The following is a 25123-nucleotide window of genomic DNA, read 5'->3' on the forward strand; positions in this document are numbered from 1 at the left end:
CCAGAATGGCCATCATCACAGACAGCCATTCTGGAATCGCGCGATCACCAGCCTTCCATCGGCGAACGGTGCGGGATTCGACGCGGATGCGCCGCGAAAGCGCAGTCTGCCATTCGCGCCCGTATAGCGCGGATGCGCGGCGTTCCAAATCAGCGGGCGTCACGCGCCAACCTGCCGAAGGTACTCGCGATAAACCGCCTTTCCTTCGTCCGTGATGTTGCCGACGCGAATGGCGGACTGCGCCAGCGAAACGCGCGCTGCCTTCTGCTTCGTGTGCAACTCCATCTCGTCGATGACGCTGCGGACTTGCGCCGCGTTCATCGGGATGCGTGCGCGGGCTTGTGCATTGGTGCGCTCTTCACGCGGACCTTCAAGAACAATCATCGGAACCTCCTTGCTTCTTGATTTTACGCTAGGGCCAATGGTCCTAACTGTCAATAAGGAATTTGCACAAAATGGCAGCCACACATGCTCAGACCATCCCCACCACCGACGCCATGCTTTCGCTCGCGCTGTCTTATGCAGCGGCGGGAAAGGAATAAGAATGCAATACAACATCAAAGCAATTCCAACGACATACGCTGGAGTTAACTTCCGCTCACGCCTTGAAGCGCGTTGGGCGGCTTTCTTCGATCTGTGCGGGTGGAAGTGGGACTATGAGCCGTTCGACCTGGAAGGATGGGCGCCGGATTTCCGACTGCGCACCAAGGTTGGGCCGGTTCTATGCGAGGTAAAGCCTGCGGATTTATCTACCTTCATCTTGCGGCAATTGGAACTTGAGGTTCTTGAACCGTGGCCATTCCACGAATACCGCAAAGCGCTGCCATACCGGCGCAGCAACCTGGTGTGCTTGCTTGGCGACACGCCATTGACGGTGTCCGAACGGTTTTTTCCGATCGGGTTTATAGACGGCAGAATGCCAATAGGTTGCGGAATAACATTCGAAGAATATGACGAGGCGCTTTCCCCGTCCGTCGACGCCGCTCTTGCATGGCGCGAGGCGGGCAACGTCGTCCAGTGGACGCCAGATAACAATAACCTCTGCAGGAGGGCCGCATAATGGAGCAATCAGACATCCGCAAAAAGCTCCTTGGCAACGGCTACTTCCCTATTCCAGTCAACGGCAAGCGTCCGCGCATCGCGGGGTGGTCGTCTATTCGCGCGACTGAGGCAACCATCGATTCATGGGACCGCGGCCACGCTGACCACAAGAACACTGGTATCCTGGCCGGCGACGTTGTGGCGATCGACGTTGATGTTCTGGACCATGAGTTAGCGGCGGAGCTTGGCGGTCTGGTACGTGCACTGCCAGACGGCCAAAAGGCACTATGCCGTGTGGGCCGCGCGCCAAAATGTCTATACGTCTTCCGTGCCATAGAGCCGCGCAGCAAAGCGACGACGCCTGTCTACCTGGTTGGCGGTCATAAGTGCCAAATAGAGGTTCTTGGCCGCGGCCAGCAATTCGTTGCATTTGGGCTGCACCCAGAGACGGGCCGCGATTATGAGTGGATTGGCGACTCGCCGCTGGACGTGCGTTTCGCTGACCTGCCCGTAATTGTACCCGACGATCTGGACAGATTTCTTGCCGAAGCGGAATCGCGGATGGCCGCGGTTGGCCAGCCCGAGAAAAAGCACGACAAGTCGTCAACACAGGCGTCACAGGGCGGCGAAACCTTTTGGCAGCGCGTCAATACCGCCGCGCTGTCAAATGCCGACCAGTGGGTGCCATCACTGTTTTCTGGTGCCCACAAGGAGGCCGGCACGGGAGCATGGCGCGTTAGCAGCAAGGAACTCGGCCGCAACCTGGAGGAGGACATTTCCATCCACCCAGATGGTGTGCGCGACTTTGGCGAGGAAAAGCCGTCGACGCCGATTCAACTCGTTATTGAGTATGGTGGTGCCGCGACGCCGAAGGATGCTGCATTTTGGCTATGCGAGCGTGTTAGCGCCGATCCTGAATCCATGGGGTGGAACCAACCTCAGCTTGGCGTGAGCCTTAATCTTAATTCCGACAAGCAGCCCCCCGAAGCAGCAAACGACGATAAACCGCAAAAGCGCCTGAATATCTTTGACTGGAAGGCGTCGCGTTTCGTGGGCGAGCCTCCATCGGTCGATTATCTTATTGATGGTATCGTGCCGCTCGGTGTGCCTGCTATGATCGCGGCAATGGGCGACACTGGTAAATCGTTCGTCATGATGGAGACTGCCAGGCGCGTGGCATTTGGCGAGGGCGCATTCGCCAATCCTATTCTTGGTGGCCACGTAAGGCGGAACGGCACGGCAGTCATGATTACGTCCGAAGATGATGAGGGCGAAGTGCACCGTCGACTTGCTGCACTTGATATGCGCGAGGATAGATACAAGACGGTATCCGAAAAATTGATGGTTATCCCGCTCCCAAGTGCCGGCGGAGCGATGCCATTCTGGCGGCAGTCAAAGGATCGAGCACTGGAGGAAACGCCGGAGTTTCGGCAGTTTGTCGACCAATTGCTGACGATTAAAGACTTACTGTTTGTGGCAATCGACCCGCTGGCTAGTTTTGCGCACTTACAGATTAACGAGGATCCGGCCGCTGGTCAGTTCGTGTGTACGTCATTAAGCCGGGTAGCCACGGAGACGGGTGCAACCGTTATGGTAGCGCACCACATGAAGAAAACCGCGAAGCCCGTAGAAAAGCTGTCAGAGGCGCGTGACGCTATCCGAGGCTCCACTGCATTGGTGGATGGCCTGCGCCTTGCCTATGCACTGTGGCCGGCCGAGGAGGATAAGGCGAAGAAAATATGCAAAACGATAGGCAAGCCCTACCTCCACAATTCCGTCGCGTATGGTGGTGTGGTGAAGGCGAATGGCGCGGCCAGGCGCATCTTGTCGACGTACCATCGAAATGAGTTCGGGCTGCTGGAGGACATCACAGCGTCCAACAATGACGGTGGTTTTACGTCGCAGGACGATTTGTCGACCATCCTCGTTATCGCCATTGAAAGCGCCGCTAACGCAGGAGCGCCATACACGAAGACGGGCGCGGGCGGAATGTTCGAGTTGCGTGAACAGCTTCCGGATGAACTGCGATCGCTTTCTAAGGGGCGTTTGCACGCCATGATTGATGACGCACTGGAGCGCGGACATATCGTAAAAACGAAGGCGCGCGGTGAAAAAACACCTAAGTGGCTCGACGTTCCGACTGGCCCGTTCGCAGCCGGACTTGGTGAATTCAGAGCCGGAATGAAGCGCTCCGCATAGCCGTACATGCGTTCCCACTAATATTGGAAATGGAAACGTTTCCGGGAACGTGGGAACGTGTTATTGAATGAAATCAACAACTTAGCATTTCCATTCCCGGCGTTCCCGGAATTTTCAGAAATGGATAAGTTGTTGAAAACAAAGGGATTTCCGTTCCCGGAAATGCACCCCTACTACGTAGGGGGAAACGTCGGGAACGATTTCCCCTGATAGTAGGAGGTTTTTTATGCCGCGCACCACTAACCGCACCACCACCCAGACCATCCGCATCAACGGCGCCCGCGTTCGGCTCGTCACCAAAAACGGTAAGGTGACTGCCACACCGGCGCTGCCGTTGGAGTCCGACTGCCAGGCTGCACAGGTTCGCGCGCTCAAGGCCATGCCGGAGTATGGGCGCCAGTTCTTGCTTGCCGGCGATCAGAATGCCGCTAAGCGCGGCCCGCGTGCGCAGGCCATAGCGCTGGCTACCGGCATGGCGGCAGGCGACCCGGACCTGCGCATCTACATGGCCGGCGGTTGGCTTAGGCTTATCGAGAACAAAGTCGGCCGTGGCCGGCTGTCTCATGCACAGGTAGAGCGGCACGCTGCGCTGGCGCGGCTGGGCCATACCGTTACGGTGGTGCGCGCAACGTCACCGGATGACGCAGCCGCACAAGCCGTTGCGCTGGTGCGCGGGTGGTTGGCGGCTAACGATGGCGAAAATAAATTGCAGAAATCCGCATAACGCTATTGCGCTATAACGAATATGCGCTATATTGGTTGTCAGAAACAAGGAGCAACCGACATGACCGCCCTTCGCATCGACACCGCCAAGTTCAAGGGAGCCTGCCAGGCGGCCCGCGAGGAGTTCGCACGCACAATAGAGGGCGGCACGTGGACGGCAGAGGATTTTGCCGCGCAGACCTTCGGCGAAAAGCGCGAATGGTATCGCGACGATTATGAATTCTCACACACGAATTTCCGCACCGCACCTTTGTGGGCGCAGGTCGAAAAGCCCGAGGCAAAAACCGCAGAAAGCCTCCGCGCAGAGTTGAACGTCGCCGCACGTACCGCACAGCAGTTCGGCGCAACCCAGCAGCAGATTGACTACATCGTTTCCATGGCCGTTGCTCAAAACGACTTCAACATTCTTTCCGGCGGGCGTCTCACAAAGGCCGAAGCAAGCCGCATCATCGAAGAAATGGAGGCTTGAAACATGACCGCTTTCACCGTCACCACCTACCAGCCCATGAGCAAGAAAGAATACCGCGCCCGCATCCACGGCGATGTTGTTCCACTCGTCGAGACGCAGCACACGGTTGATGCCGCAGATGCTTTGGAAGCCATACGCAAGTTCCCCGATTTCTGCGGGATCGAGGCAACAACCAAAAGCCAGTTTAGCGCAGACGCGCACTCACAGTTGGACAGCCGCACGGGTAGGACCGGCGTATACGCTGTTCTTGCATGACCAATCATGAATTCCGAAACGTCCGGCTCCGCCTTGGGTTTACCCAAGCGGAGCTTGCCGCTTTCTTAGGCTACGGTTCGCCGATGCGGGTGTCGGAATTCGAGCGCGAAACCAACCCGCGTCCAGTGCCCGATCATCTTGCGCGGCTTATGACTGCTTACGACGAGGGTTACAGGCCGAAAGATTGGCCGCTGTAGCCCCACACAGCCACACACAAGCCCACCAGCGCGCGTTTAGCTACCGGCGCGCACAACTAGCCACGCCAACACGAGACATCGCCCGACACAACATGTTGACGTTGGTTTTGGCGCTACATACTGTATCTTGTGATTCCACAGGCGGCATGGCCGCATAGCATAACAGCTTTTACGGGAGGCCGGTTTGGCCATACAGGCAGCAAACGATAATAAGCCCCAGCAGATTAACGTGACGGGGCATCTCAGGCACGAAGGGGTTTGGTTCCCCGCATATGATTTGGCGGAGTTCATTGAGTATGACCTGAAGTTCGGTCGAGCGCAGCCGGAATATCCAATCAGCGAGGATACACGACTGCAGGCAGGAGGAACTGCAATCAAGTTCTTTGATCATTCGGGGCGACAAGCATGGGCGGCAGTAATTCCAGAGAGTGGCGATAATTGTTACGCGGAAGAATGGCGCGTCGAGTTGTATCGCTACAAGAGTGAGGCCTACAGCGCTTTAGAGCGTGCGCAATCTGCATATGTCGTTTGCGATTATGATGACGTCTACGACGATGATTACGAGGATGCGGCGTGATGCACAAGCCAAGGCTGCGCGGAGATCATCCATACCGAACCACAACCAAGTTTCAGCGCAATGCTGATGGTAGGCTTGTTAGGGGCGACGACGGCATGTTTGTCCCAACCGTTGCGGAGCGACGTACAAACATCGTGGTGGTAGCGCGCTCTGCCGCAGAGGACCGGGCAGACATCAGAGCGGCGGAGGAGAAAAAGGCCATGGCAAGGGAGCGTCGCCGCATCAATAAGCGCCAACGCATCGGTGACCCATCCTGCGAGCAGTCGCGCGACGAGGACTTCCCGCTCCTTGCTGTCTTGCGGCGGGACCGTAACGAGGATGCCATTCGCGTTGTTCTTGAATACCGTCGTCTGGTGGCGCTGTGCGCGGCTGAGCCGCTTAAGGGCATGTCTTATTCGAATCGCGAAGCAACAGGTATGTCCGTTGAATTTGAGAGTATATTGCGCGACGGCGTGGCCGAGGTTGACGCGGCAAAGAAGGGCGGATGGAGAGACGCCGCAGTCCCCGGCGGGGAGATTGAGTATGTCAAGCCACGGCGCTCCAAGGGCGCTTACAACATACCAGCAAGGCGAAAGGCCGCCATTGAGTATGACGACAATTGCGAGGCACGCACTGGCCGAACCGCAAGCCTGCATATCAAAGTTACGGAAGACGTATTGCTTGACCGCATAGACCGGTTTCCCATCCTCATGCGCATTCGTTCAGCACTAGGTCCACTCGTGGATCCGTTTGAGGATGCTGCGTTGGGCGGGCAGACGCTGGGGAGTATCGGAGTGAGGGCGGGCTATGCGGGGAGAACGGCAGAAATATCTGGGAAGGCGCTAGTAATGCAGGCGATTGACGCTGTCTCGCCATTTCTACACACTAAAAAATACGTTGCGGCAAACGATAACTATTTGATAGATCACAAGAAATATGCTTGAGCGTCGCTAACGCGCATTCAAGTCACCAATAGGTGAGGGGCTACAACGCCCCAAACCTCTTGCGGTTACAAACGCCGCCCCGGCTTTCGGGCCGGGTAACTACACAAAGACGCCTGCCAGCCGGTGACGTGTCTGGCGATGTGCCGTAAGCGAGTAGTCGGCACGCGAAGCAACCTGACTGCTCGATTGGGGTTGCCGTCTTTGTACTATTGCCGCCCATGCCAAGTGTATGCGGCGCATTCGTTGTTGCCTAAGCAACAACAGCATCCGCCCTTGGCGCAGCCTCCTCCTGCTGCCTTGGGCGTATCTGCGGCGGGTTGAGGTGCCCAACGATAAAGGGTGTGCCTCCCCGCCGCTACAGATTCACGTTGGTGTAGCTCAATGGTAGAGCGGCGGTCTCCAAAACCGCGCCTGAGTTGGTTCGATTCCAGCCACCTTCGCCATCACGCCCGCGCTCCACACCATACCCACCACCCGCTTAGCCGGTGGTCCAGCCCGTCCGTTGTGGCGGGCTGCGTTTATTCTGGAGGATACATGTTCGACTTCATATCGCGCACGCTGTCGACCGCGTTCGATGTGGCCACGTTACCTGTTGCCGCGGTTGCGGATGCCCTACCTATCGATGTGGACCGCACAGAGACTTATACGGGCGCCAAGGTAAGGCGCATCGCTCGTAATGTCAGCGACGCAACCAAGGCGCTAGTCGAATGACCCGCGAAGGTTGGGGCGGACTTGGGTAAGCCCGACTACCGCAGCGCCGAGGCTACCGCATACCGTAGATTGTACAAGACCGCACGTTGGCAGCGCGTCCGCGAAGCCGTGCTTACCGAGCATCCGCTATGCGCCATGTGCCTGGCGATGGAGATAGTGGAGCCGGCTACGGTCGTGCACCATAAGGACGGCGGGCACAAGGGTGACGAGGATAAGTTCTGGAGCGGGCCATTCGAGGCGCTTTGCAAAGCCTGTCATGACCTGTTCGGAGATGCAGAAGACCGCGGCAAGACTGTGGTTGCATTCGGTGACGATGGGTGGCCGTTGTGACGGGGGGTAGCCTCAAAGTCTAAAAAGATCGATTTGCGCGGACCGTCGCTGGCCAAGAACGCGCGACGCCGCAGGTTTTGAGTTTTATTTTTACGAGGGCCGAAATAAATGGGCGCAAGAGGACCGCGCCCTGAGACGCCGGAAATGCAGGCGCTTAAGGGCAACCCCGGCAAGCGCAAGAAGCGCCCGCCGTCTGTAAAGCCGGATGGCGACGTCTACATTCCAAACTATCTGGATGAGGACGCGCGCCAGTGCTTTGAAATGATTGTCGCGTCTATGCCGCCCGGCACATATGCCGCAACGGACACTGGTGGCATCGCGGTTTATGCGGCGGCATGGTCAGACCACAAGCGCGCGACGGAGGCGCTAAAGACGGAGCCCGCATTGGTTCCGGGCTCGACGGGCAACCTTACTGTCAACCCCTGGTTCAAAATCAAGAACGATGCGGCGCGCATCATGATGTCCATGGGCGACCGCCTTGGCATGGATCCGAAAGCGCGGGCTGCGCTGGCATTGCCAGAGGAGAAACCGAAATCCAAGTTCAGCGGCCTGATTGGGCAAAGCGCGAAGAAGGCGTAGACCAAAACGGGCTGGACCGCGCACAACGGGTTATCGATTTTATCGAGTTGCTTCGCGTGCCGAGCGGCGAGGGGCAGGGCGGGTTCATCCGCCTACGTGAATGGCAACGGCAGTTTGTTCGTGACCTGTACGCGCCTCATATGGATGGAAGCCGCCGCGTGCGGCGGGCCATTTTGTCGGTTGCCCGCAAAAACGGCAAGACAATGCTCATTGCTGCGTTGGTGCTAGCGCACCTTGTTGGTCCAGAGGCTATTCCGAACGGTGAGATCTACTCGGCAGCGACCGACCGTGAACAGGCGGGCCAGGTCTTCAAATTTGCGCGGCAGTTGGTTGAAGCGGAGCCGGAATTTGGTCCGTCTGGCGAATTGCCTATCACGGTGGTGCCGTCGACAAAGACGCTGGTGCACAAGCCGAACGGCAGTTTCTATAGGGCGCTTTCCGCAGAGGCTGGCACCAAACACGGGCTGAATCCATCGGTTTGGATTTATGACGAGCTGGCGCAGGCGCGAGATCAGGAACTCTATGAGGTTCTGAATACTTCGCAGGGCGCGCGTAAAGAGCCGCTTGGTATTGTGATTTCGACGCAATCGCCGGACCCGGAACACCCACTTTCGAAGTTGATTGACGATGGCCTTGTTGCGAACGACCGCACTGTGTTGGTGCATCTGTACTGCGCCGATGACGAGGCGGACATTGATGATGAGGACGCTTGGGCTGCCGCAAATCCAGCACTCGGTGACTTTCGCTCCGTAGACGACTTACGCGCGCTGGCCGTGCAGGCTGGGCGCATGCGGACTATGGAGGCGTCATTCCGCAATCTTTATCTCAACCAGCGCGTTGACCAAACCTCGCCGCTTATCCCGCGCTCGGAATGGAAGGCGTGTCAGACGGGTGACACGCTGATTGATGGCGAGGAAATTTATCTCGCACTCGATCTCTCTGGCGTGAATGACCTTACCGCGCTTGTTGGCGTAAATGCCGACCCGAAGGAAGATCGCATAAAGGCGTGGCACTGGAAGCCGCAGGAGTGGCTACACGATCATGCGCACCGCGACCGTGCGCCGTATGACGTTTGGTTTAAAGACAAATGGCTGGAGGCGCCGCCTGGGCGTGCGATCGACTATTCGTATGTCGTGCATCGTATTGCTGAAATACGTGACACATACAAGGTGCGCGGCCTAGCGTACGACCGCTGGCGCATAGAGCTTCTGCTGGTTGAATTTCAGCGCGCAGGCATAGACGCTTACGTAGAGGGCAAGGATAAGCCCTACGATGGTGCGCTGCGGCTTATCCCGTGGGGGCAGGGCTACCGAGACATGTCGCCGGCTGTTGAGGCGCTGGAAGCATCGGTTATCCACCGTCGCCTTAAGCACGACGGCAATCCGGTGCTTGGTTTCTGCTTCGCCAATGCGATCGTAACGACTGACGCAAGTGGGAATCGCAAACTGGACAAAAGCAAGACGCGATTCCGCATCGATGGAGCGGTCTCAACGGCAATGGCTCTTGGTTTGAAGGCGCGCGAAAGCGAGCCGATAGCCAGCGCCACCTCCCCTTGGGACGACCCGAACTTTTCCTTGTCCCAATTAGGAGCCTTCTGATGTGGCCATTTACCCGCCAGAAGGCGGAGACGCGCGATATTGCGCCGGATACGTCTACAATTCCCGTATCAAGCCCTGATTTTCTGGCATTTTTCGGCCTAAACGGCGTAAATCTGCCGAACGTCACGATCGATGAGGCGCTAACCGTTCCGGCTGTTGCCGCGGCGGTTGCATTTCTTTCGCGCACAATGGCGGCCTTGCCGCTGCATGCATATCGTGACGGAAAGAGTGGGGCAGAGCGGCTCGGCGGTAAGTTGGGCACGGTTGTCCACGACGCGCCTAACGACGGGATGGATTCGTTCAAATTCCGCCAGTGGTTTTGGCAACAGGTCTTTACTGGTGGCCGCGGACTGGCGTGGATTGAGCGAGCGCCGCAGGGCGTCGAGGCGCTATGGCCGATGGATCCGACCGCAACGTCGGTGATGCGGCGCGGCGGCAAGGTGACTTACACCTTCGAAAAGAAGGAATACCCGGCCGCAGACGTGATTGACGTCCCGTTCATGCTGAAGGCGGACGGGCTGCAGCATCACGGGCCGATCGTATTGGCATCAAAGGCGATTCAACTCGCCTTGGCGATGAATGAGTACGGCTCGAAATTCTTCGCGGGTGGCGGTGTTCCTCCGCTGGCGCTTGTTGGCCCACTTCCGGCTGGCCCGGAGGCGATTAAACGAGCTAACGACGACATTCACCGTGCGGTAGACGCCGCGCGCAAATCGGATAAGCCGATTGTGTCAATCCCCGCTGGCTTCGAGTTAAAGCCGGTTGGCCTTGATCCCGCCAAAAGCCAAATGGTCGAGGCAAGACGGTATCAGGTCGAGGAAATCGCGCGGGCGTTTCAGTTGCCGCCTGTGTTCCTGCAGGACTTGAGCCACGGTACGTTTAGCAACACAGAACAGCAGAATTTGTTGCTTGTTCAGCACAACATCGGCCAGTGGGCCAAGGCGCTTGAAGGTGAACTTAACCTGAAGCTGTTCGGTCGCGGTCGCGGCAATCGGTACGTAGAGCATAATCTGGATGGGTTACTTCGCGGCGATTTTGCCACGAGGATGGATGGACTCACCAAGGCGATCCAAAACGCACTGCTAACTCCAAATGAGGCGCGCGCACTAGAGAATAGGCCCGCCATGGAGCACGGCGACGTTCTGTACCTTCAGGGTGCTACCGCCCCACTTGGGACGCAGACGTATGGGCCGGACGGGGGCGCCGCCAAGCCCGCAGCAGACGATAAGGATGGTACGGCGGATGAAGAGTGAACTCATCTGTGCGGGAGATGGTGGCGTCTTCAAGGAGTGCACCAAATGTCTATGCGTCAAGCCGATATCTGACTTCTCACCACTCAAGACTGTGGTGAGCGGTCTGCGGCCGTGGTGCAAGCAGTGCGCTCGCAATGCTTCGCTGTCACATCACTATGAAAATCGTGATAGCCTTTTAGAAAAAGCACGAGCAAGGTACGCGAAAAACCCGCAGCCCCATAGGGATCGCGCACTGAAGTGGCACTACGAAAATCACGAAGCATCCATTGCGCGCGGCAAGCAGTGGAAGTTGGAAAATCCAGATCGCGTATCAGAATACAATAAGGCTTACTACAAAGAAAATAAAGAAGCGCTCTTGGAGAGTTACGCTGAGTGGGCTGCAGAGAATGCGACCCATAAGCTAGAGTATAACCGCGGGTGGTACCAGCAGAACCCCACAAAGCATGCGGAGTATGGCCGCCGTCGCCGCGAGTGTGTGCGCTTTCGCATTGAAAGCTCAATTCGTTGTCGGATATGGACCGGCATCACAAAGGGCAGTAAGGCACAACGTAGTACGTTCAGCTTACTCGGATACACAATCGATGAGCTTAAGGACCATCTGGGGCGGCAATTCCTCCCCGGTATGACGTGGGAGAATTACGGCGAATGGCATATTGACCATATCAGGCCACTGTCATCATTCAGTTATGACACTCCAGATGACGCGGACTTTAAGGACGCTTGGTCACTAACTAACCTGCAGCCGCTGTGGAAGACGGATAACCTCAAGAAGGGCGCCAAGTGGGTGCCTGACAACGACAACGAAGACAACGAGGCGGGCGAAGCCTGACGTTTGGTATCGCCTCTTGCCGTGGCTAGACCGGCCAGTCGAAAAGCGCCCATCCAGCGCCTGCCGCGGCACCACTTGGATGCGCAAGAGGGATACTTGCATGGCGAGAATTGCCGATAACGACAATAATCCGTACCGCTTTTACGTATATGCGTGGTGTTACCCTGGCGGACGTCCTTTCTATGTAGGTAAGGGTGCAGGCGAAAGGGACACAAGCGAACGAGGTCGCAATCCTATTTTTAAGCGGATTGTCGCTAAAATCCGCCGCAATGGCAGCGAGCCATTCGTTGCTAGATGGCAGGATGGCCTGTGTGAAGAAGACGCCTTTCGGCTTGAGGTGGCATATATAGGGCTCCTCGGTCGACGAGACAAGGGAACTGGCATCCTTGCCAATCTTACCGATGGCGGAGATGGCCCAAGCGGGGCAGTTATTTCGGATGAAACTCGCGCCAAGCTTAGTGAGGCCCGCCGCGGCAAGAACAATCCAATGAATGTCCCAGAGTATCGAGAGAAGGTGGCTGCATCAAAACGAGGCAAGCCGCGCCCGCCCGAAGTTCACGAGAGGTTGCTAGCCGCAAATCTGGGACGGCCGCTATCCGTCGAACACCGCGCCAAGCTTAGTGAAGCCAGCCGAAACATGAGCGTAGAGGCTCGCGCAAAGATTGGCGCAGCGCACAGAGGCGTGAAGAAGAGCCAAAAGACGCGCGAAAGAATGACGGCAGCGCTTAGGCTAAGGCCGCCAAGGTCTGGCTTTAAGGGCGTGCACCTTCACAAGTCCGGCAGGTGGGAATCTGGAATCAGTATAGACGGAACACAGCGGTACCTGGGTCTTTACGATACCGCAGAGAAGGCCGCAATAGCCTACGATTCTGAAGCATACGCCGCATATGGCGGCAACTGCTACTTAAACTTTCCAGAAAAATTCGGCCAGTCGTGCGCTGCCGACAACGATAACCATCAGGATGAGGCAGTAGCCGCATGACAGATATTGAGCGCCGCGGCGGCATTCCTGCCGAAATCCGCGCAGACGAAGATGGCATCAAGGTCTCGGGCTACGCCGCGGTGTTTGGTGAAATCACGGACATTGGCGGGTACTTCCGCGAAGTTATTGAACGGGGTGCCTTTGTTGAGGCTATCGGCAGGGACGATGTCGTATTTGTAATCAACCACGACGGTCTTCCGCTTGCGCGCACACGCTCTGGCACGTTGCGTCTGTCGGAAGATGAGCACGGCCTTCACATGGAGACTGTGCTTGACCCGGAAGACCCTGACGTCAAGTCAATTGTAGGTAAAATGAAGCGCGGCGACCTGGATAAGATGTCCTTTGCGTTTCGCGCTGATGTGCAGGAGTGGGATGACGCACAAGACCCGCCGTTACGCACCATAAAGAAGGCGTCTCTATACGACGTATCAATTGTGACTACGCCCGCGTATGACGGGACTAGCATTGGTCTTCGTTCGCTAGAGTCTGCGCGCGCAGAGGCCGAGAAAGCCCGCGAGGCGGCGCAGCGCAAGAAGGAAAACGACCTGGCCGCCAAGCGCCGCATTGCGGAGCGCAGAGCGACCACAGAGCAAAGGATTCGGGGTATCCGGCAGGACGCCACCCCGTAGCAACCCGGCGCAGCCGGAGGGCGGTCCTGCCGCCATTCATTCCCAAATGCCGCTATGTGCGGCCACTTCCATATGGAGACTACACACATGAGCTTGAAAGAGCTTAACGACAAGCGCAACAAGCTTGTCGCGGACGCCCGCGAGGCGCTCGACGAAATCACCAAGAACACCGACGAAGCCCGATCGGCTGAACTCGAAAAGCGCCACGACGACATTATGGCCGAGTTCGATAAGGTCGAAAAGCTTATTGAGCGCGAGCAGCGCGTTGCTGATGCCGAGGCTCGGCTTGCCAAAGCGGCCGAGGAAGAGCGCAAGGCTAAGCGCCCGGTTGGATCCGACACCACGCAGCGCGGCCAGGACGAGGGCGACGTTTCGCCAGAATACCGCGAGGTGTTCTATAAGTACCTGTCGCGCGGTGCGAGCCTCGATGAGCTGACCGCTGTTGAGCGTGACGTTCTTCGTGCCGGCGTTCAGCAGGACGCTGAAAAGCGCGTGCAGGTTTCGACGCAGGGTACTTCGACCACGGCTGGCGGCTATACGGTCCCGGTGGAGCTTTCCAATCAGATCATCAAGTCCATGAAGGCTTGGGGTCCGATGTACGACGAGGACGTCTGCACTGTTATCTCCACGTCGACCGGCGTGACGATCAAGATCCCGACCGTTGACGACACCGCCGTTACCGCAGGCGCTCACGCCGAAGGTACGGCGATGACCGATGATGGCGGCAAGGACGTCACTTTCGGCCAGAAGTCGTTGGAAGCCTACGGCTACGACACCGAATGGGTCAAGTTCTCGCTCGAACTGGCGCGCGATTCCATCTTCAACATGGAGAGCCTGCTGGGCGGCCTGCTGGGCGAGCGTCTTGGGCGCATTGCCAACCTGCAGCTTACGACTGGCGATGGCGTTGGCGACCCGAACGGCATTGTGACGGCATCTTCGCTCGGTAAGACTGCTGCCGTTGCGACGGGCGTGACCTACGACGAACTCATTGACCTGGTGCACTCGGTCGACCCGGCTTACCGCCAGTCGCCGAAGGTCCGCTTCATGTTCAATGACCTGTCGCTTGCTGCGTTGCGCAAGCTGAAGGACGGCGCGGGTAACTACATCTGGACGCACGGCGACGTGCAGAACGGTGTCCCCGGCTCGATCCTGGGCTACCGCTATAGTGTCAACCAGGCTATGGACGGCATTGCCACCGGCAAGAAGTCCATTTTGTTTGGCGATTTCGGCAAATACTTCGTTCGCAAGGTCGGTTCTCCGGTCATTGGCGTGAAGCGTGAGTCGTATTGGCCCGACCTCGGAATTGCCGGCTACATCTTCCTCGACGGCGAGCTTGGCGATACCGCGGCGGTCAAGCACTTGCTGCAGCCGTAATCCATAACGGGCGGGCCAAGCGCCCGCCCACTTTCTGGAGGTGGCCAATGAGCTACAGTACAAAAGTTTACCACAAGGTCGGCGGCGATGAACTCGTTGTCGCTCCTGGCGGTAAGATTACGAACAACGGCACGCAGGCTGCAACTATTGCTGATCCGACTGGCGGCGCCACAACCGACGCCGAGGCGCGTGCTGCCATCGTGGCGATTATTGCCGCGCTCAAGGGCGTTGGCATCGTAGCGAGCGCGTAATGCTTGTTCGCATGTTGGTCGGGCTGTCCGGCCCGGCCTACAGTCTTGGGCCGGGCGATGAGCGCGACTTCCCGCAGGCCGAGGCTGTTCGCCTTGTCGATGCGGGTTTTGCTGTCCCCGTTGCGGGGCAAAAGATTGAGCGGGCCGTAGCGGCGCCGGTTTTTGAGAAGCGCAAGCGAGGCGGCAAGCATGTGGTACACGCCGAAGGTGGTGACTCCGCCGACCGAGCCGATTGACGTTGCTGCGGCGAAAAAGCAGCTTAACGTCTTCCACGACGATCACGACGGTTATATCGGTGAATTGATTTCAGCCGCTCGCGATCACGTTGAGAAGTATTGCGGCGCGGCCTTTGCTTCGCGCGATATTGAGATTGAGGCCGACGCATGGTCGGACCTGGCTCGGCTGCCCGTGCTTCCGGTGAGCGGTATTACAGCTATCGCCTATGTTGACAGCGATGGCGCAACCGTAACGCTGCCGGACACCGTCTACGAGTTGCGCGGCGACGGCATAATTCTGAAGTTCAGCCAGACTTGGCCAGCAAGGCAGCGCGGCAGCCTGATAACGGTAACTGCTACTGTGGGCTTCGAAACATGCCCGCCTGCCGTGCGTCACGCCATGCTGCTTTGGATTGATAGCGCGTATGAGAATCGCGAGACTGGCGAGCAGTTGCCGTGGACAACGTTCGATGCGCTGCTGTCGAACTACAGATTTTACAGTTAGGAGACGATATTGGTAGACATTACCATTACGGCGACTTCGGTAGTTGCCGCCAGCAACGTTACGCGCGATAGCGGCACGGCGGGTGAGGCTATCACGGCCGGTCAGGCTGTTTACCGCAGTTCGACCACCAACAAGTGGATGCTTGCGGATTCGAACAGTGCGACCGCAGAGGCGCGCAAGGCGACGGGCATTGCGCTGAATGGTGCGGCTTTGAATCAGCCGGTTACGGTCGCCAAGAATGGTGACATAACGCTTGGCGCCGTGCTTACGGCTGGAACGGCATATTACCTATCGGACACGCCGGGCGGGATTTGCCCTGTGGCCGACATTGGCGCGGGTGAATACGTCTGTCTGCTGGGTTTGGCGAAGTCCACGAGCGTTCTGGCGCTTGGGATTCAGTTCCCGGGCGTGAGCTTGTAACAAAGAAGGAGTGCGACCATGGCATGGGTTCGATTTGAGAGCGACATGGACTGGTCGCCCCGCCACGGCGTCACCGTGGCTTACAAAGCCGGCATGACGCAGAACGTTACGGCACGTTGCGCCACGCTTGCTGTGGCTGCCGGCAAGGCGGTGCGGATGCGCAAAACAAGCCGCGACAGCCCGCCAGAGGAGCTGACCGATGCCGCAGAATAATAGGCGTGCCGGGGCTTTGCGCGAGCGAGTGAACATACAAGGCTGGACGGAAGAGCCAGACGGCTACGGCGGAACGAAGCAGGTGTTCGGCACGATCGCCACCGTCGCCGCTCACTTCCATCCGAATAGGGGCGGTGAGGCCGTCATGGCTTCGCGGTTGGCGGGCGCGCAACCGTTCGTGGTCACGCTGCGCTCGTCAACCCAAACAAGAGCCATCACGCCAGCCCATAAGTTGCAGGACGCGCGCAACACGGCGCGGATGTTCGACATCAAGGCTATTGCGGACCCGGATGGGCGGGGAGCATGGCTAGAGTTGCTGGTTACGGAAACGGTGACGTAGTGGCCACGAAGATAATCGGGCTGAAGCGCCTTAACGCGAAGCTTAAGAAGCTACCAAAGGCGGCCGAGATGGCTGTTAAGGAGGCGATGGAGCAAGGCGCTAACGAAATCGTCGCCATGATGAAGTCGCTGGTTGCTGTTGATAGTGGCGACCTACGCGATAGCATCGGGTGGACGTGGGGCGAGGCACCGAAATATAGCCAGCGCATAGCGTCCATCAAAGCGCGCGATGGCAAGCTGGCACTTACGATCTTCGCCGGCAACAATAAGGTGCGCTACGCCCACCTTGTAGAATTTTCGACTCGCGCACACGTCAATGGCGGCAAGTTCGCGGGCAGTATGCACCCCGGCACAAAGGCGCAGCCATTCTTCTTCGTGTCCTGGCGCGCCTTACGACGCCGCACCAAGTCGCGCATAACGCGCGCCATTACAAAATCAGCAAAACAGGTGGCGGCGGGTGGCGGGGGCGGCGGTTAAATGGATCCAGTTCTTGAACTACAGGCCGCCATACTGTCGCGGCTGAAGTCGCAGGCGGGCGTTACGGCGCTGGTTGGCCAGAAGATATACGACACACCACCTGTTGGCGCGACGATGCCGTACATCAGCATCGGCCCCGGAAATTATGTCACCGAAGACGTGGACTGCGTTTACGGCGGCGAGGCGATGATACAGGTAGATTGCTGGTCTGACGCCAGCGTTCTGTCAGAAGTCAGGCTTGTCGCTGGCGCAGTGCGTTCCGCGCTACGCGGCTGGGAACCATCGCTTGCAACTAATGCAGTTGTGACGTTCGACCATTGGCGCACCGACTACATCGAAGATGAGCAGATACGGCAGGCGTCAATCCGCTACACGGCCATAATCGAAGAGCCGTAACCGCGCACCACACATCACCAAATAGCCGCCAGTGAGCGGCCTTTTTTCATATGGAGAATTGAATGGCCCAAGCCACGACGATCAAGGGCGGGAAAATCCGCGTTATGCTTTCTGATGGCGGTTCGCCCGCCGTCTACGCCGCACCGTGCGGCCTGACGCAGCGCAGCCTCACGCTTAGCAAGAATTTGAACGAAGTCACTATTCCGGACTGCCTTGATCCGGACAAGGTCGATTGGGTCGGCCGCGATGCTGCATCCTTGTCTATGTCCATCAGCGGTGAGGGCGTTCTTGCTTCCGAGTCCATTGAGGCTTGGTTGGATGCAGGCGAAAGCATCGACTCGGTCGACGTGAAAATTGAGATAGAGTTCCCGGCGACAACCTACACGTACACAGGCAAGATGCAGGTGGAATCGCTGGAGGTCGGTGCCAACAACGGAGAGCGGGCTACGATTTCGGTTTCTATGCAGTCTGACGGCGAAATGGTCCGCACTAGCGCGCCGACGGTGTAATGAATGTCGAGGGACGGCTCTATTGAACTGGCTTGGGCGGATGGTGACTACACCTTCCGCCTTGGCTGGAAAGAGATAATCAAGCTTCAAGAGGCGGTAGACGCTGGCCCATACTACATCTATGGCCAGTTCCTTGCGTCTGCACGTATGTTGCTCGACCCGTCTGCCGCCAAAGGCATGCGGATCGAATATATCCGCGAGGTCATCCGGTGGGGCCTTATCGGTGGCGGAAAACCGGCTGATGAGGCTAAAAAACTTGTCAGCCTTTACGTGGAGGCGATGCCACCAGACGCGAACCTAGAGGTTGCCGCCAAGGTGCTTGGCGCAGGGCTGATGGGCGCGAAGGACGAAACGGTGGGGGAAGCCGATGCGGCAAGTCAAACGGTGACAAACTAGACGACTTGCCGCGCGGGAAAATAAGGTTCTCGTCGCTCTACGGCAACGGCGCCGTGATGGGCTTCACGCCACAGCAAGTTGACGCCATGTCAATGTGGCAGTTTATGGCTGCGGCGGAGGGGCACTTCAAGGCGAACAGTGGCGAGGAAGGACTAAGCGCCTCCGAAGTGGACGAGCTTTGGGACTGGATAAACTCTTAGCGAGTCGGCCTAATCCAGACCGACGGCAACCTTGAAACGGGCGCGAGCGAGTTCAAGCCTCTTTGTGGCGTCTGTCGTTACAACCTGGCAGGCGTCGCGATCTGTTATCCTTTGCGCGCCTTGGAGATTCCTATCGATGTCGTCGACTAGAAGTATTGCTTCGCTCCGGGACTTACCAGCCATTGTCAGATCGTTGATAGCGACGTGCCTGTACGTTTCGTAGAGTGCGGGTAGCCCGATTGTTTCCGCGCACATGCGGAATGACGCCAGGGTTTCAACGTTGGCGTCAAACATCTCTTTCGCTGCTGTGTACGGGTCCTGGGCAAGCGCCGCACTTGGCGCAAGCAGGGGCGCTACAAGAACAATTCGGGAAGTATAGATGGCCACTGACATAGAGCGTCTTGTAGTCCAGCTTAGCGCGGATGTCAAAAAGTATGAGAACGCCCTGAATAGGGCGCTCGGCATCACTAACCGTAAATCCAGAGATATGGAGAAGCGGTTTGACAGAATGTCGAAGAACGTTTCCGCGTCACTAGCGAACACGCTTCGGAACACCACGGCTCTGGTCGGTGGCGGTCTCGGCGTGCGCGAAATCGCGCAGTACGCTGACGCATGGACGGAAGCGAGGAACAAGATCCGCGCGTCCGCGACTGCTGCGGGCGTTCAGTCTCGCTCGCTTCAAGATCTGACAAAGGACGCAAACGACGCCCGCGCATCGCTGGCGATGTATTCCGACCTGTATGCGCGCATTATCCGATCGTCTGCCGGCGTAGCAAAGTCTGAGCAAGAGGTTGCTAACGTAACGAACGCTATTGCCAAGGCGTTCAAGGCAGGCGGGGCATCCGCGCAGGAGATGGAGGCTGGCCTTATCCAGATTGGTCAGGCGCTTGGGTCTGGCTTCCTGCAGGGTGACGAGCTTCGATCAATCCGAGAGAACGCCCCCGTTATCGCGGCGGCTATTGCCAAAGAGTTCGATACGACTATTGCGGGGCTAAAGAAACTCGGTGCGGACGGGGAGCTTACCTCTGATCGCGTATTTAAGGCTATCTTGGCCGCGCTGCCCGACATCCAGAAGCAGTTCGATGCAACGAACAAGACCATCGGTGATGGGTTTCTCAAGGTCAAAAACAACCTTACCGAATACATCGGGACGATGGCTGAGGCGTCTGGCCTAACGGAGACGCTGAACACAATCCTCGGCGCGCTTGCCGGCAATATCGACTCTGTCGCAAACGCTGCCGCTGCGGCAGGCGTAGTACTCGCGGCAACGTTTGGCCGGGGCGCAGCGCTAGCCGCAGTGGGCGCGCTAGCCAACCCTTTTGTCGCGCTTGCTGCTGCAGTTGGTGCCGCTGCTTATGCGATTAGTCAGTTGTGGGACGAAATAGTTCCGCTTCAGGGCAGCCTAGCTACGCTCGGCGACTACGCATCGGCGTTGTGGCAGGTCTTGGGCGACGGGGCTTCCGCAGTTCAGCAGACGGTTGTGGAGGCGTTCAACACGATCGTCGACGGCATCAATAGTGCTTTGTCTGGCGTTGGGACGTCCCTGTCCGGCCTGTGGGAGATGGTTAAGTCAGGCGTCAATTCGATCATCGACGCCTTTGCCCGTATGGCGGACTTGATACAGGCTGCCTTCGCGGCGGTCCCTAATGCGGTCGGAAGCGCAGTCGTCACAGCTATGAATACGATGATTGCGGGCGTTGAGGCCGGCATCAACAAGGTAATTCAAGCTGTAAACGCAGCTATTCGTTCCATTAATAGCCTTAGTGGTTTTGCGGGCATTGCGCCCATAGGCGAACTGTCCACACAACAGTTGGGCCGTATTGAAAACTCCTATGCCGGGGCGGCAAAGGCCGCTGCGGGTGCTTGGAACGACGCAATAAACCGCGAGACCGTCGACTATCTTGGCATGGCCGGAAAGGGCATCACGGATGCCACTAATGGCGCTGTAGACGCCATCGTTGCTAAGGCCAACGAGGTTGCTAACGCCCGCAGAGAACTGGAGCGTGAAACAAGCCGCGGCAACGCGCTAGCCGGCCTAGGTGAAAACACTGCCGGCTTTGGCAAAGGTATCGCTGGCGCGGGTGACGGTGGGGGCAAGAAGAAAAAAGGCGGTGGCCGCTCCAAACAAGACGAGTTCGCCCGCGAGATCGAGCAAATCAAAGAACGCACCGCTGCCCTGCAAGCAGAAACCGCCGCGATGGCGGGAATTAACCCGCTTATCGATGATTATGGCTTTGCGCTGGAAAAGGCGCGCGCCAAACAGGACTTACTTACTGCGGCCAAGAAGGCGGGCATCGCGGTTACGCCGGAACTTGCTGCGAAGATCGACGAGCTTGCAACTGGTTATGCCAATGCGAGTGTTGAAGCAGAAAAACTTGCTGAAAGCCAAGACCGTGCCCGGCAGGCAGCAGATGACATGCGCGAACTCGGTAAGGATGTTCTGGGCGGTTTTATCAGCGACCTGAAAGCAGGCAAGTCCGCATCAGAAGCCCTTGCCAACGCCTTGGGCAAGGTAGCCGACAAGCTGCTGGATATGGCACTGAATAGCATGTTTAGCGGTGGCGGCCTGTTTGGTGGTGGTGGCGGCCTGTTTGGTGGGGCGATCATTCCCGGCATTTTGCATAGCGGTGGCGTAGCAGGCCGGGACGGATATGGTCATGGCCGCGCGGTGTCACCTTCGGCATTCGCCGGCGCGCGACGTTACCACAAGGGCGGTATTGCAGGCCTTATGCCGGGAGAAGTGCCCGCAATCCTCCAGCGCGGTGAAGTGGTGATCCCGAAGGGCGCGAAGGCGGGCGCTCCATCGGTGCCGCAGAAAGTCAACATCAACGTCAACGTTGAGGGCGCCAATGGCGATGATCATGTCATCAGCCTTGTGCGTCAAGGCGTGAGCGCCGGTCTTAGCCAATACGACCGGCAATTGAACTCGACGCTCGGCGGCAAGATCGCCAATACACAGGCGAGGCAGATGTAACATGACCATTCGTTGGCCCATTCACGTCTTGCCTGCCCGCGACGTGTCGTTCGACATCGCGCCGCGAAACCTTGCGGCACCGTCATCTGTGTCCGGCGCGACGCAAGTTGTCTCGTCGGACGCAGGCATTTGGAAGGCGAAGCTTGGCGGCATTGTAATCAATCGCCGCGACCGCGTTCTTGCCTTTCGTGCCATTGCGAACCTGCTTGAGGGGAGATTGAACTCTATTCTGGTTCCACTGTGCCGCGGCTATCAGCCGGTGCCGGCAGGCTCCGAGCCGCTCTATGATCAAGTTCCGCATTCCGACGACGCCTTCTTCGATGATGACACCGGCTATGCCGGTCGTGTCATCGATGTGGTGACGGTTGGGTCGATGGCGCTGCGCGCGGTGTCTGGCACAGTGTCGGTGAACTACGCCGGGACGATCGAGCCCGGTCAGCATTTTAGCGTTGGTGAGCGGCTCTACCGAGTACGGTCCTTCAATGCCGATACCGGTGCAATCACCTTCCGGCCGCCGCTGCGCGAGGCTGTTCCGGCTGGCACCAATCTGGAGTTCGACGACCCGGTGGTGCGCATGAAGCTGGCGACCGACGACGCCATGAACCTTGATCTGGCGCTGCGCCGGTTCGGCAGCCCGACCGTCAATTTTATCGAGGATCTGTGAATGGCCTTCTTCACGTCCGATCAGATTGCCGCGCTGTCAGCATCGACGGTGCGCGTCGATTTCCTGACGAAAATGGAGTTCAAGTCCGGCACCTCATACCTGTGGAATGGCAACACCGATCTGATGACCGGCGGCCAGACATGGAAGCCGATGCATGGCGCGGGCGTGATCGACGGGCTATCGGCACCTACGGGCACGGCGGCAGAGGCGGTGACGTTCCAGCTTAACGGCCTTCCGGATCAGGCAACCGATCTTCTCAGGATGGCGCTGGAAGATAACCAGGACTCCGCGCAACGGCTCGTCACGGTCTATTTGCAACTGTTCGATGCCGACTGGCAGGCGGCGGGCGCACCTATCGGTATCTGGTGGGGCTTCATGCAGCCGCCGCGGATAACGCGCACGCCGATGCAAGGCACCGAAGGTGCAATCCAGTCAATCTCGATGCAGGCCGAGAACGCTTTCTTCAACCGCTCCCGGCCTCCCTATGGCCGCTATACCGACCGCGACCAGCAGAAGCGCTCGCCGGGTGACAAGTTCTTCCAGTTCACGCCGTCGCTGCTGTTCAAAAGCTTCACCTACCCGGACTACTAAGAGCCGGCCGGAGCCCAACATTTGACAGTCGATGAGTTTGTCGCCGCAGAGGCGCGGAAGCCTTTCGCGTGGGGCGAAACCGATTGCGCTTCGACAGCTGACCGGTGGGTCCAGCATGTGCGCGGTTTCTCGCCCATGGGCCGATATGGCCGCCACCATCAAAGCCGCGAGGAGGCACAGGCGTGGCTTGGTGAAACAGGCGGCATTGCCGTTCCCTTCAATCGGGTCATGCGCGCCGCTGGCTTCAGTAGGACCAAGGAGCCGAGGACCGGCGACCTTGGGTTGGTGATCTTCGGCAAGCGCCTGTGCATCGCCATTCACACCGGCTCGATCTGGTTCTCGCGTCACGAGGACGGACTAATCGGCGCGCCGCTCGAAAATGTCTGGAAGGCGTGGGCCATATGAACAATTCGTTGCAGTTGAGGCGGCAGCATCTGCGAGGATTCAACAATTTCCTCGAAGACACGACTGCCCTTCGCAATCCGCAGCTCTATAAGACCTTCGGCTTCATCGAAGGCATTGTGTTTTCAACGCTGGTTGCCACCGGCTCAACTCTTGCCGGCTCGGCATTCGCCATTGCGGCCATAACGGGCGCTGTGTCCATCGGTTTGTCGATCGGCCTTTCCTATCTCGCCAGTTCGATATTCGCTCCGAAAGCGCCAAAGCCGGAGGATGTGCAGCAGTCGGTCAAGAACCCGATTTCGCCAAGGATGCGCCATTATGGGCGGGTCAAGGTGTCCGGTCCATGGACATTTGCCGAGGCGAAGGGCGGGGACTTCTACAAGGTCCTGGCAATCGGCCAGGGACCGATCGATGCGGTCGAAGAATACTGGCTCGACGACACAAAGGTGACGCTGAATGTCGATGGTGGTGTCGTCGAGGAGCCGTGGGCATCGACAGGGACGCCCATCGGGTCTGTCGTCCAGATCAAATCGCGGCTCGGGGCAGCTACGGAAACGCACTACAGCGAACTGGCATCCGTGTTCCCGGAATGGACATCGGACCATCGGGGCGATGGTGTCGCCAGCCTCTACGCCAAGCAGTTCGCCTCCGGGCAGGAGTTTTATCTGTCGCGCTTTCCAAGCGGCGTAAATACGAACTACCGGCTCGTGATCCGTAGCGCCCAGGTCAAGAACCCGGTCACCTCCGCAACCGAATGGAACGACAACGCCGCTGCCGTGATCCGCGATTATGTCGTTCACAAGGACGGCATGCGCCTTCCGGAAAGCATTGTTTCTACGCCGCTGGCGCAGGCCGGGTGGGTGACCGCCTATAACCGTGCCGCCACGAATATTGCCACCAAAGCGGGCAGTGAGCCGCGTTATCGGCTGTGGGGCTCGTATAGCCTTGAGGAGCGGCCAGCCGACGTGCTGGGCCGCATGATGGCATCGTGCGACGGCAGGCTGGTTCCGACACCGGACGGCGGCCTGACGCTGGACATCGGCGAATGGCAGGAGCCGACCGTCACGATCGATGAAAGCACCATCGTTGGTTTCTCCGAGGTCGGTCGCGGGCGCGACGTGCTCACCTCCGCCAACACGATCCGGGCCAAATATCTGGATCCTGCGCAGGACTATCAGGGCGCGGATGCGGATCCATGGGTAGATGCCGCAGATGTGGGCGACCGCGGCGAGATTGCCACCGACATGGAATTCATCATGGCGCCGTCTCACAGCCAGGCGCGGCGTCTGATGAAACTTGCCGCATTCCGGGCAAATCCGAGTTGGGTCGGCCAGTTCCAGTGCAATCTCGGTGGACTTGCTGCCTTCGGTGAGCGCTTCGTGCGGATTTCGTTTCCGAAGTTCGGGATCAATTCGGTGTTCGAGGTGCAAGACTTCCGCTTCAACATTGGCGAGGGCGGTATCCTGCAGGGCGTCACGCTGCAGGTGCAATCGATGCCATCGGCCGCCTATGACTGGAATGCGGCGCAGGAGGAAGGCGATGCGCCGGTCTATGACGAAACCGAGGTAGACAATACGGTCCCGGTTCCAGACGCACCGACCGTCGATATCCTCGCTGGGCCGATAGCGCATCTGTCCTTCAGCCCATCGCCCAGCGCAATCCTGTCGATCGAGGCGCGCTACAAGATCACGTCCAGCGGCACATGGAACAGCATTCCGATCGAGGAAGGCACCACTACCGCCGACAGCTCAACGCTCGTCGAAGACGAAGAATACGAGTTCCAGCTCCGCTACGTGACGGAAAAAGGCCGGGCTGGTGACTGGTCCGCAAGCACCGTCGTCATAGCCGACTCCGTCCCCTGACCTAGCCAACCAGCACAGCATTTCCGCCCTGCCGTTTCGG

General features: G+C 58.3%; 32 protein-coding genes. 31 read left to right on the forward strand and 1 reads right to left on the reverse strand.

Going from position 1 to position 25123, the window contains the following annotated elements; genetic code table 11:
- Nucleotides 1-159: 159 nt before the first annotated feature.
- Nucleotides 160-384, reverse strand: a complete 225-nt coding sequence (locus tag EET67_RS01990; protein ID WP_128624514.1) for a hypothetical protein — start codon at nucleotides 382-384, stop codon at nucleotides 160-162.
- Between the two features lie 160 nt (nucleotides 385-544).
- On the opposite strand from EET67_RS01990, the gene EET67_RS01995 reads away from it, so the two are divergent.
- The 31 genes from EET67_RS01995 to EET67_RS02150 all read left to right on the forward strand — a co-directional run bounded on the left by EET67_RS01995 (nucleotide 545) and on the right by EET67_RS02150 (nucleotide 25083).
- Nucleotides 545-1060, forward strand: coding sequence for a hypothetical protein (locus tag EET67_RS01995; protein ID WP_128624515.1), 516 nt, complete (start codon nucleotides 545-547; stop codon nucleotides 1058-1060).
- A complete protein-coding gene (locus EET67_RS02000) occupies nucleotides 1060-3240 on the forward strand; it encodes an AAA family ATPase (protein ID WP_128624516.1) in 2181 nt (726 codons plus the stop codon). The genes EET67_RS01995 and EET67_RS02000 overlap by 1 nt, the downstream gene beginning before the upstream one ends.
- A 226-nt stretch (nucleotides 3241-3466) precedes the next feature.
- Nucleotides 3467-3964, forward strand: coding sequence for a VRR-NUC domain-containing protein (locus EET67_RS02005; protein WP_128624517.1), 498 nt, complete (start codon nucleotides 3467-3469; stop codon nucleotides 3962-3964).
- A gap of 60 nt (nucleotides 3965-4024) precedes the next feature.
- Nucleotides 4025-4432 (forward strand): hypothetical protein, encoded by a 408-nt coding sequence (locus EET67_RS02010; protein WP_128624518.1) that lies wholly within the window; start codon nucleotides 4025-4027, stop codon nucleotides 4430-4432.
- A 3-nt stretch (nucleotides 4433-4435) separates the two neighbouring features.
- Nucleotides 4436-4687 (forward strand): hypothetical protein, encoded by a 252-nt coding sequence (locus EET67_RS02015; protein ID WP_128624519.1) that lies wholly within the window; start codon nucleotides 4436-4438, stop codon nucleotides 4685-4687.
- Nucleotides 4688-5068: 381 nt separating this feature from the next.
- On the forward strand, nucleotides 5069-5461 hold the full coding sequence (locus tag EET67_RS02025) for a hypothetical protein (protein ID WP_128624521.1): 393 nt from the start codon (nucleotides 5069-5071) through the stop codon (nucleotides 5459-5461).
- 200 nt (nucleotides 5462-5661) lie between these two features.
- Nucleotides 5662-6384: a hypothetical protein gene (locus EET67_RS02030; RefSeq protein WP_128624522.1), complete on the forward strand. Its 723-nt coding sequence runs from the start codon at nucleotides 5662-5664 to the stop codon at nucleotides 6382-6384.
- Nucleotides 6385-6918: 534 nt separating this feature from the next.
- Nucleotides 6919-7095, forward strand: coding sequence for a hypothetical protein (locus tag EET67_RS25515; protein ID WP_165899758.1), 177 nt, complete (start codon nucleotides 6919-6921; stop codon nucleotides 7093-7095).
- A gap of 21 nt (nucleotides 7096-7116) precedes the next feature.
- On the forward strand, nucleotides 7117-7425 hold the full coding sequence (locus tag EET67_RS02040; RefSeq protein WP_128624523.1) for an HNH endonuclease signature motif containing protein: 309 nt from the start codon (nucleotides 7117-7119) through the stop codon (nucleotides 7423-7425).
- A gap of 144 nt (nucleotides 7426-7569) precedes the next feature.
- Nucleotides 7570-8004 carry a phage terminase small subunit P27 family gene (locus EET67_RS02045; protein ID WP_245450660.1) on the forward strand — a complete coding sequence of 145 codons (435 nt, stop codon included), beginning with the start codon at nucleotides 7570-7572 and terminating at the stop codon, nucleotides 8002-8004.
- 56 nt (nucleotides 8005-8060) lie between these two features.
- Entirely contained in the window at nucleotides 8061-9602 is a 1542-nt protein-coding gene (locus EET67_RS02050; protein ID WP_281010978.1) for a terminase large subunit, read from the forward strand.
- Entirely contained in the window at nucleotides 9602-10855 is a 1254-nt protein-coding gene (locus tag EET67_RS02055; RefSeq protein ID WP_128624525.1) for a phage portal protein, read from the forward strand. The genes EET67_RS02050 and EET67_RS02055 overlap by 1 nt, the downstream gene beginning before the upstream one ends.
- Complete coding sequence (locus tag EET67_RS02060; protein ID WP_128624526.1) at nucleotides 10845-11684, forward strand: hypothetical protein; 840 nt, start codon at nucleotides 10845-10847, stop codon at nucleotides 11682-11684. Before EET67_RS02055 ends, EET67_RS02060 begins: the two co-directional genes overlap by 11 nt.
- A 100-nt stretch (nucleotides 11685-11784) precedes the next feature.
- Nucleotides 11785-12666, forward strand: a complete 882-nt coding sequence (locus tag EET67_RS02065) for an NUMOD3 domain-containing DNA-binding protein (protein ID WP_165899759.1) — start codon at nucleotides 11785-11787, stop codon at nucleotides 12664-12666.
- Nucleotides 12663-13295, forward strand: coding sequence for an HK97 family phage prohead protease (locus EET67_RS02070; protein WP_128624528.1), 633 nt, complete (start codon nucleotides 12663-12665; stop codon nucleotides 13293-13295). The genes EET67_RS02065 and EET67_RS02070 overlap by 4 nt, the downstream gene beginning before the upstream one ends.
- An 87-nt stretch (nucleotides 13296-13382) precedes the next feature.
- Complete coding sequence (locus EET67_RS02075; protein ID WP_128624529.1) at nucleotides 13383-14669, forward strand: phage major capsid protein; 1287 nt, start codon at nucleotides 13383-13385, stop codon at nucleotides 14667-14669.
- 47 nt (nucleotides 14670-14716) lie between these two features.
- The gene (locus tag EET67_RS02080) at nucleotides 14717-14920 is read left to right on the forward strand and encodes a hypothetical protein (RefSeq protein ID WP_128624530.1); all 204 of its coding nucleotides are present in this window, start codon (nucleotides 14717-14719) and stop codon (nucleotides 14918-14920) included.
- A complete protein-coding gene (locus EET67_RS02085; RefSeq protein ID WP_128624531.1) occupies nucleotides 14920-15156 on the forward strand; it encodes a hypothetical protein in 237 nt (78 codons plus the stop codon). The genes EET67_RS02080 and EET67_RS02085 overlap by 1 nt, the downstream gene beginning before the upstream one ends.
- Nucleotides 15110-15640, forward strand: coding sequence for a head-tail connector protein (locus EET67_RS02090; RefSeq protein ID WP_128624532.1), 531 nt, complete (start codon nucleotides 15110-15112; stop codon nucleotides 15638-15640). The genes EET67_RS02085 and EET67_RS02090 overlap by 47 nt, the downstream gene beginning before the upstream one ends.
- Nucleotides 15641-15649: 9 nt before the next feature.
- Nucleotides 15650-16060: a hypothetical protein gene (locus tag EET67_RS02095; RefSeq protein WP_128624533.1), complete on the forward strand. Its 411-nt coding sequence runs from the start codon at nucleotides 15650-15652 to the stop codon at nucleotides 16058-16060.
- An 18-nt stretch (nucleotides 16061-16078) separates the two neighbouring features.
- Nucleotides 16079-16273 carry a hypothetical protein gene (locus EET67_RS02100; protein WP_128624534.1) on the forward strand — a complete coding sequence of 65 codons (195 nt, stop codon included), beginning with the start codon at nucleotides 16079-16081 and terminating at the stop codon, nucleotides 16271-16273.
- A complete protein-coding gene (locus EET67_RS02105; RefSeq protein WP_128624535.1) occupies nucleotides 16260-16613 on the forward strand; it encodes a head-tail adaptor protein in 354 nt (117 codons plus the stop codon). The genes EET67_RS02100 and EET67_RS02105 overlap by 14 nt, the downstream gene beginning before the upstream one ends.
- Nucleotides 16613-17089 (forward strand): HK97 gp10 family phage protein, encoded by a 477-nt coding sequence (locus EET67_RS02110; RefSeq protein ID WP_128624536.1) that lies wholly within the window; start codon nucleotides 16613-16615, stop codon nucleotides 17087-17089. The genes EET67_RS02105 and EET67_RS02110 overlap by 1 nt, the downstream gene beginning before the upstream one ends.
- On the forward strand, nucleotides 17090-17485 hold the full coding sequence (locus EET67_RS02115; protein ID WP_128624537.1) for a DUF3168 domain-containing protein: 396 nt from the start codon (nucleotides 17090-17092) through the stop codon (nucleotides 17483-17485). It abuts the gene before it with no gap.
- A gap of 62 nt (nucleotides 17486-17547) precedes the next feature.
- Entirely contained in the window at nucleotides 17548-17994 is a 447-nt protein-coding gene (locus EET67_RS02120) for a phage tail protein (RefSeq protein ID WP_128624538.1), read from the forward strand.
- Nucleotides 17995-17997: 3 nt separating this feature from the next.
- A complete protein-coding gene (locus EET67_RS02125; RefSeq protein ID WP_128624539.1) occupies nucleotides 17998-18390 on the forward strand; it encodes a gene transfer agent family protein in 393 nt (130 codons plus the stop codon).
- A gap of 579 nt (nucleotides 18391-18969) precedes the next feature.
- Nucleotides 18970-21564, forward strand: coding sequence for a tape measure protein (locus tag EET67_RS02130; protein WP_128624540.1), 2595 nt, complete (start codon nucleotides 18970-18972; stop codon nucleotides 21562-21564).
- 1 nt (nucleotide 21565) lies between these two features.
- A complete protein-coding gene (locus tag EET67_RS02135; RefSeq protein WP_128624541.1) occupies nucleotides 21566-22228 on the forward strand; it encodes a hypothetical protein in 663 nt (220 codons plus the stop codon).
- Complete coding sequence (locus EET67_RS02140) at nucleotides 22229-22819, forward strand: hypothetical protein (protein WP_128624542.1); 591 nt, start codon at nucleotides 22229-22231, stop codon at nucleotides 22817-22819. It begins immediately after the preceding gene.
- 21 nt (nucleotides 22820-22840) lie between these two features.
- Entirely contained in the window at nucleotides 22841-23224 is a 384-nt protein-coding gene (locus EET67_RS02145; RefSeq protein WP_128624543.1) for a DUF6950 family protein, read from the forward strand.
- Between the two features lie 104 nt (nucleotides 23225-23328).
- On the forward strand, nucleotides 23329-25083 hold the full coding sequence (locus EET67_RS02150) for a phage tail protein (RefSeq protein ID WP_425359495.1): 1755 nt from the start codon (nucleotides 23329-23331) through the stop codon (nucleotides 25081-25083).
- The last annotated feature ends 40 nt before the right edge of the window (nucleotides 25084-25123 follow it).

It is taken from the genome of Borborobacter arsenicus (genome assembly GCF_003934165.1).
GTDB lineage: Bacteria > Pseudomonadota > Alphaproteobacteria > Rhizobiales > Rhizobiaceae > Pseudaminobacter > Pseudaminobacter arsenicus.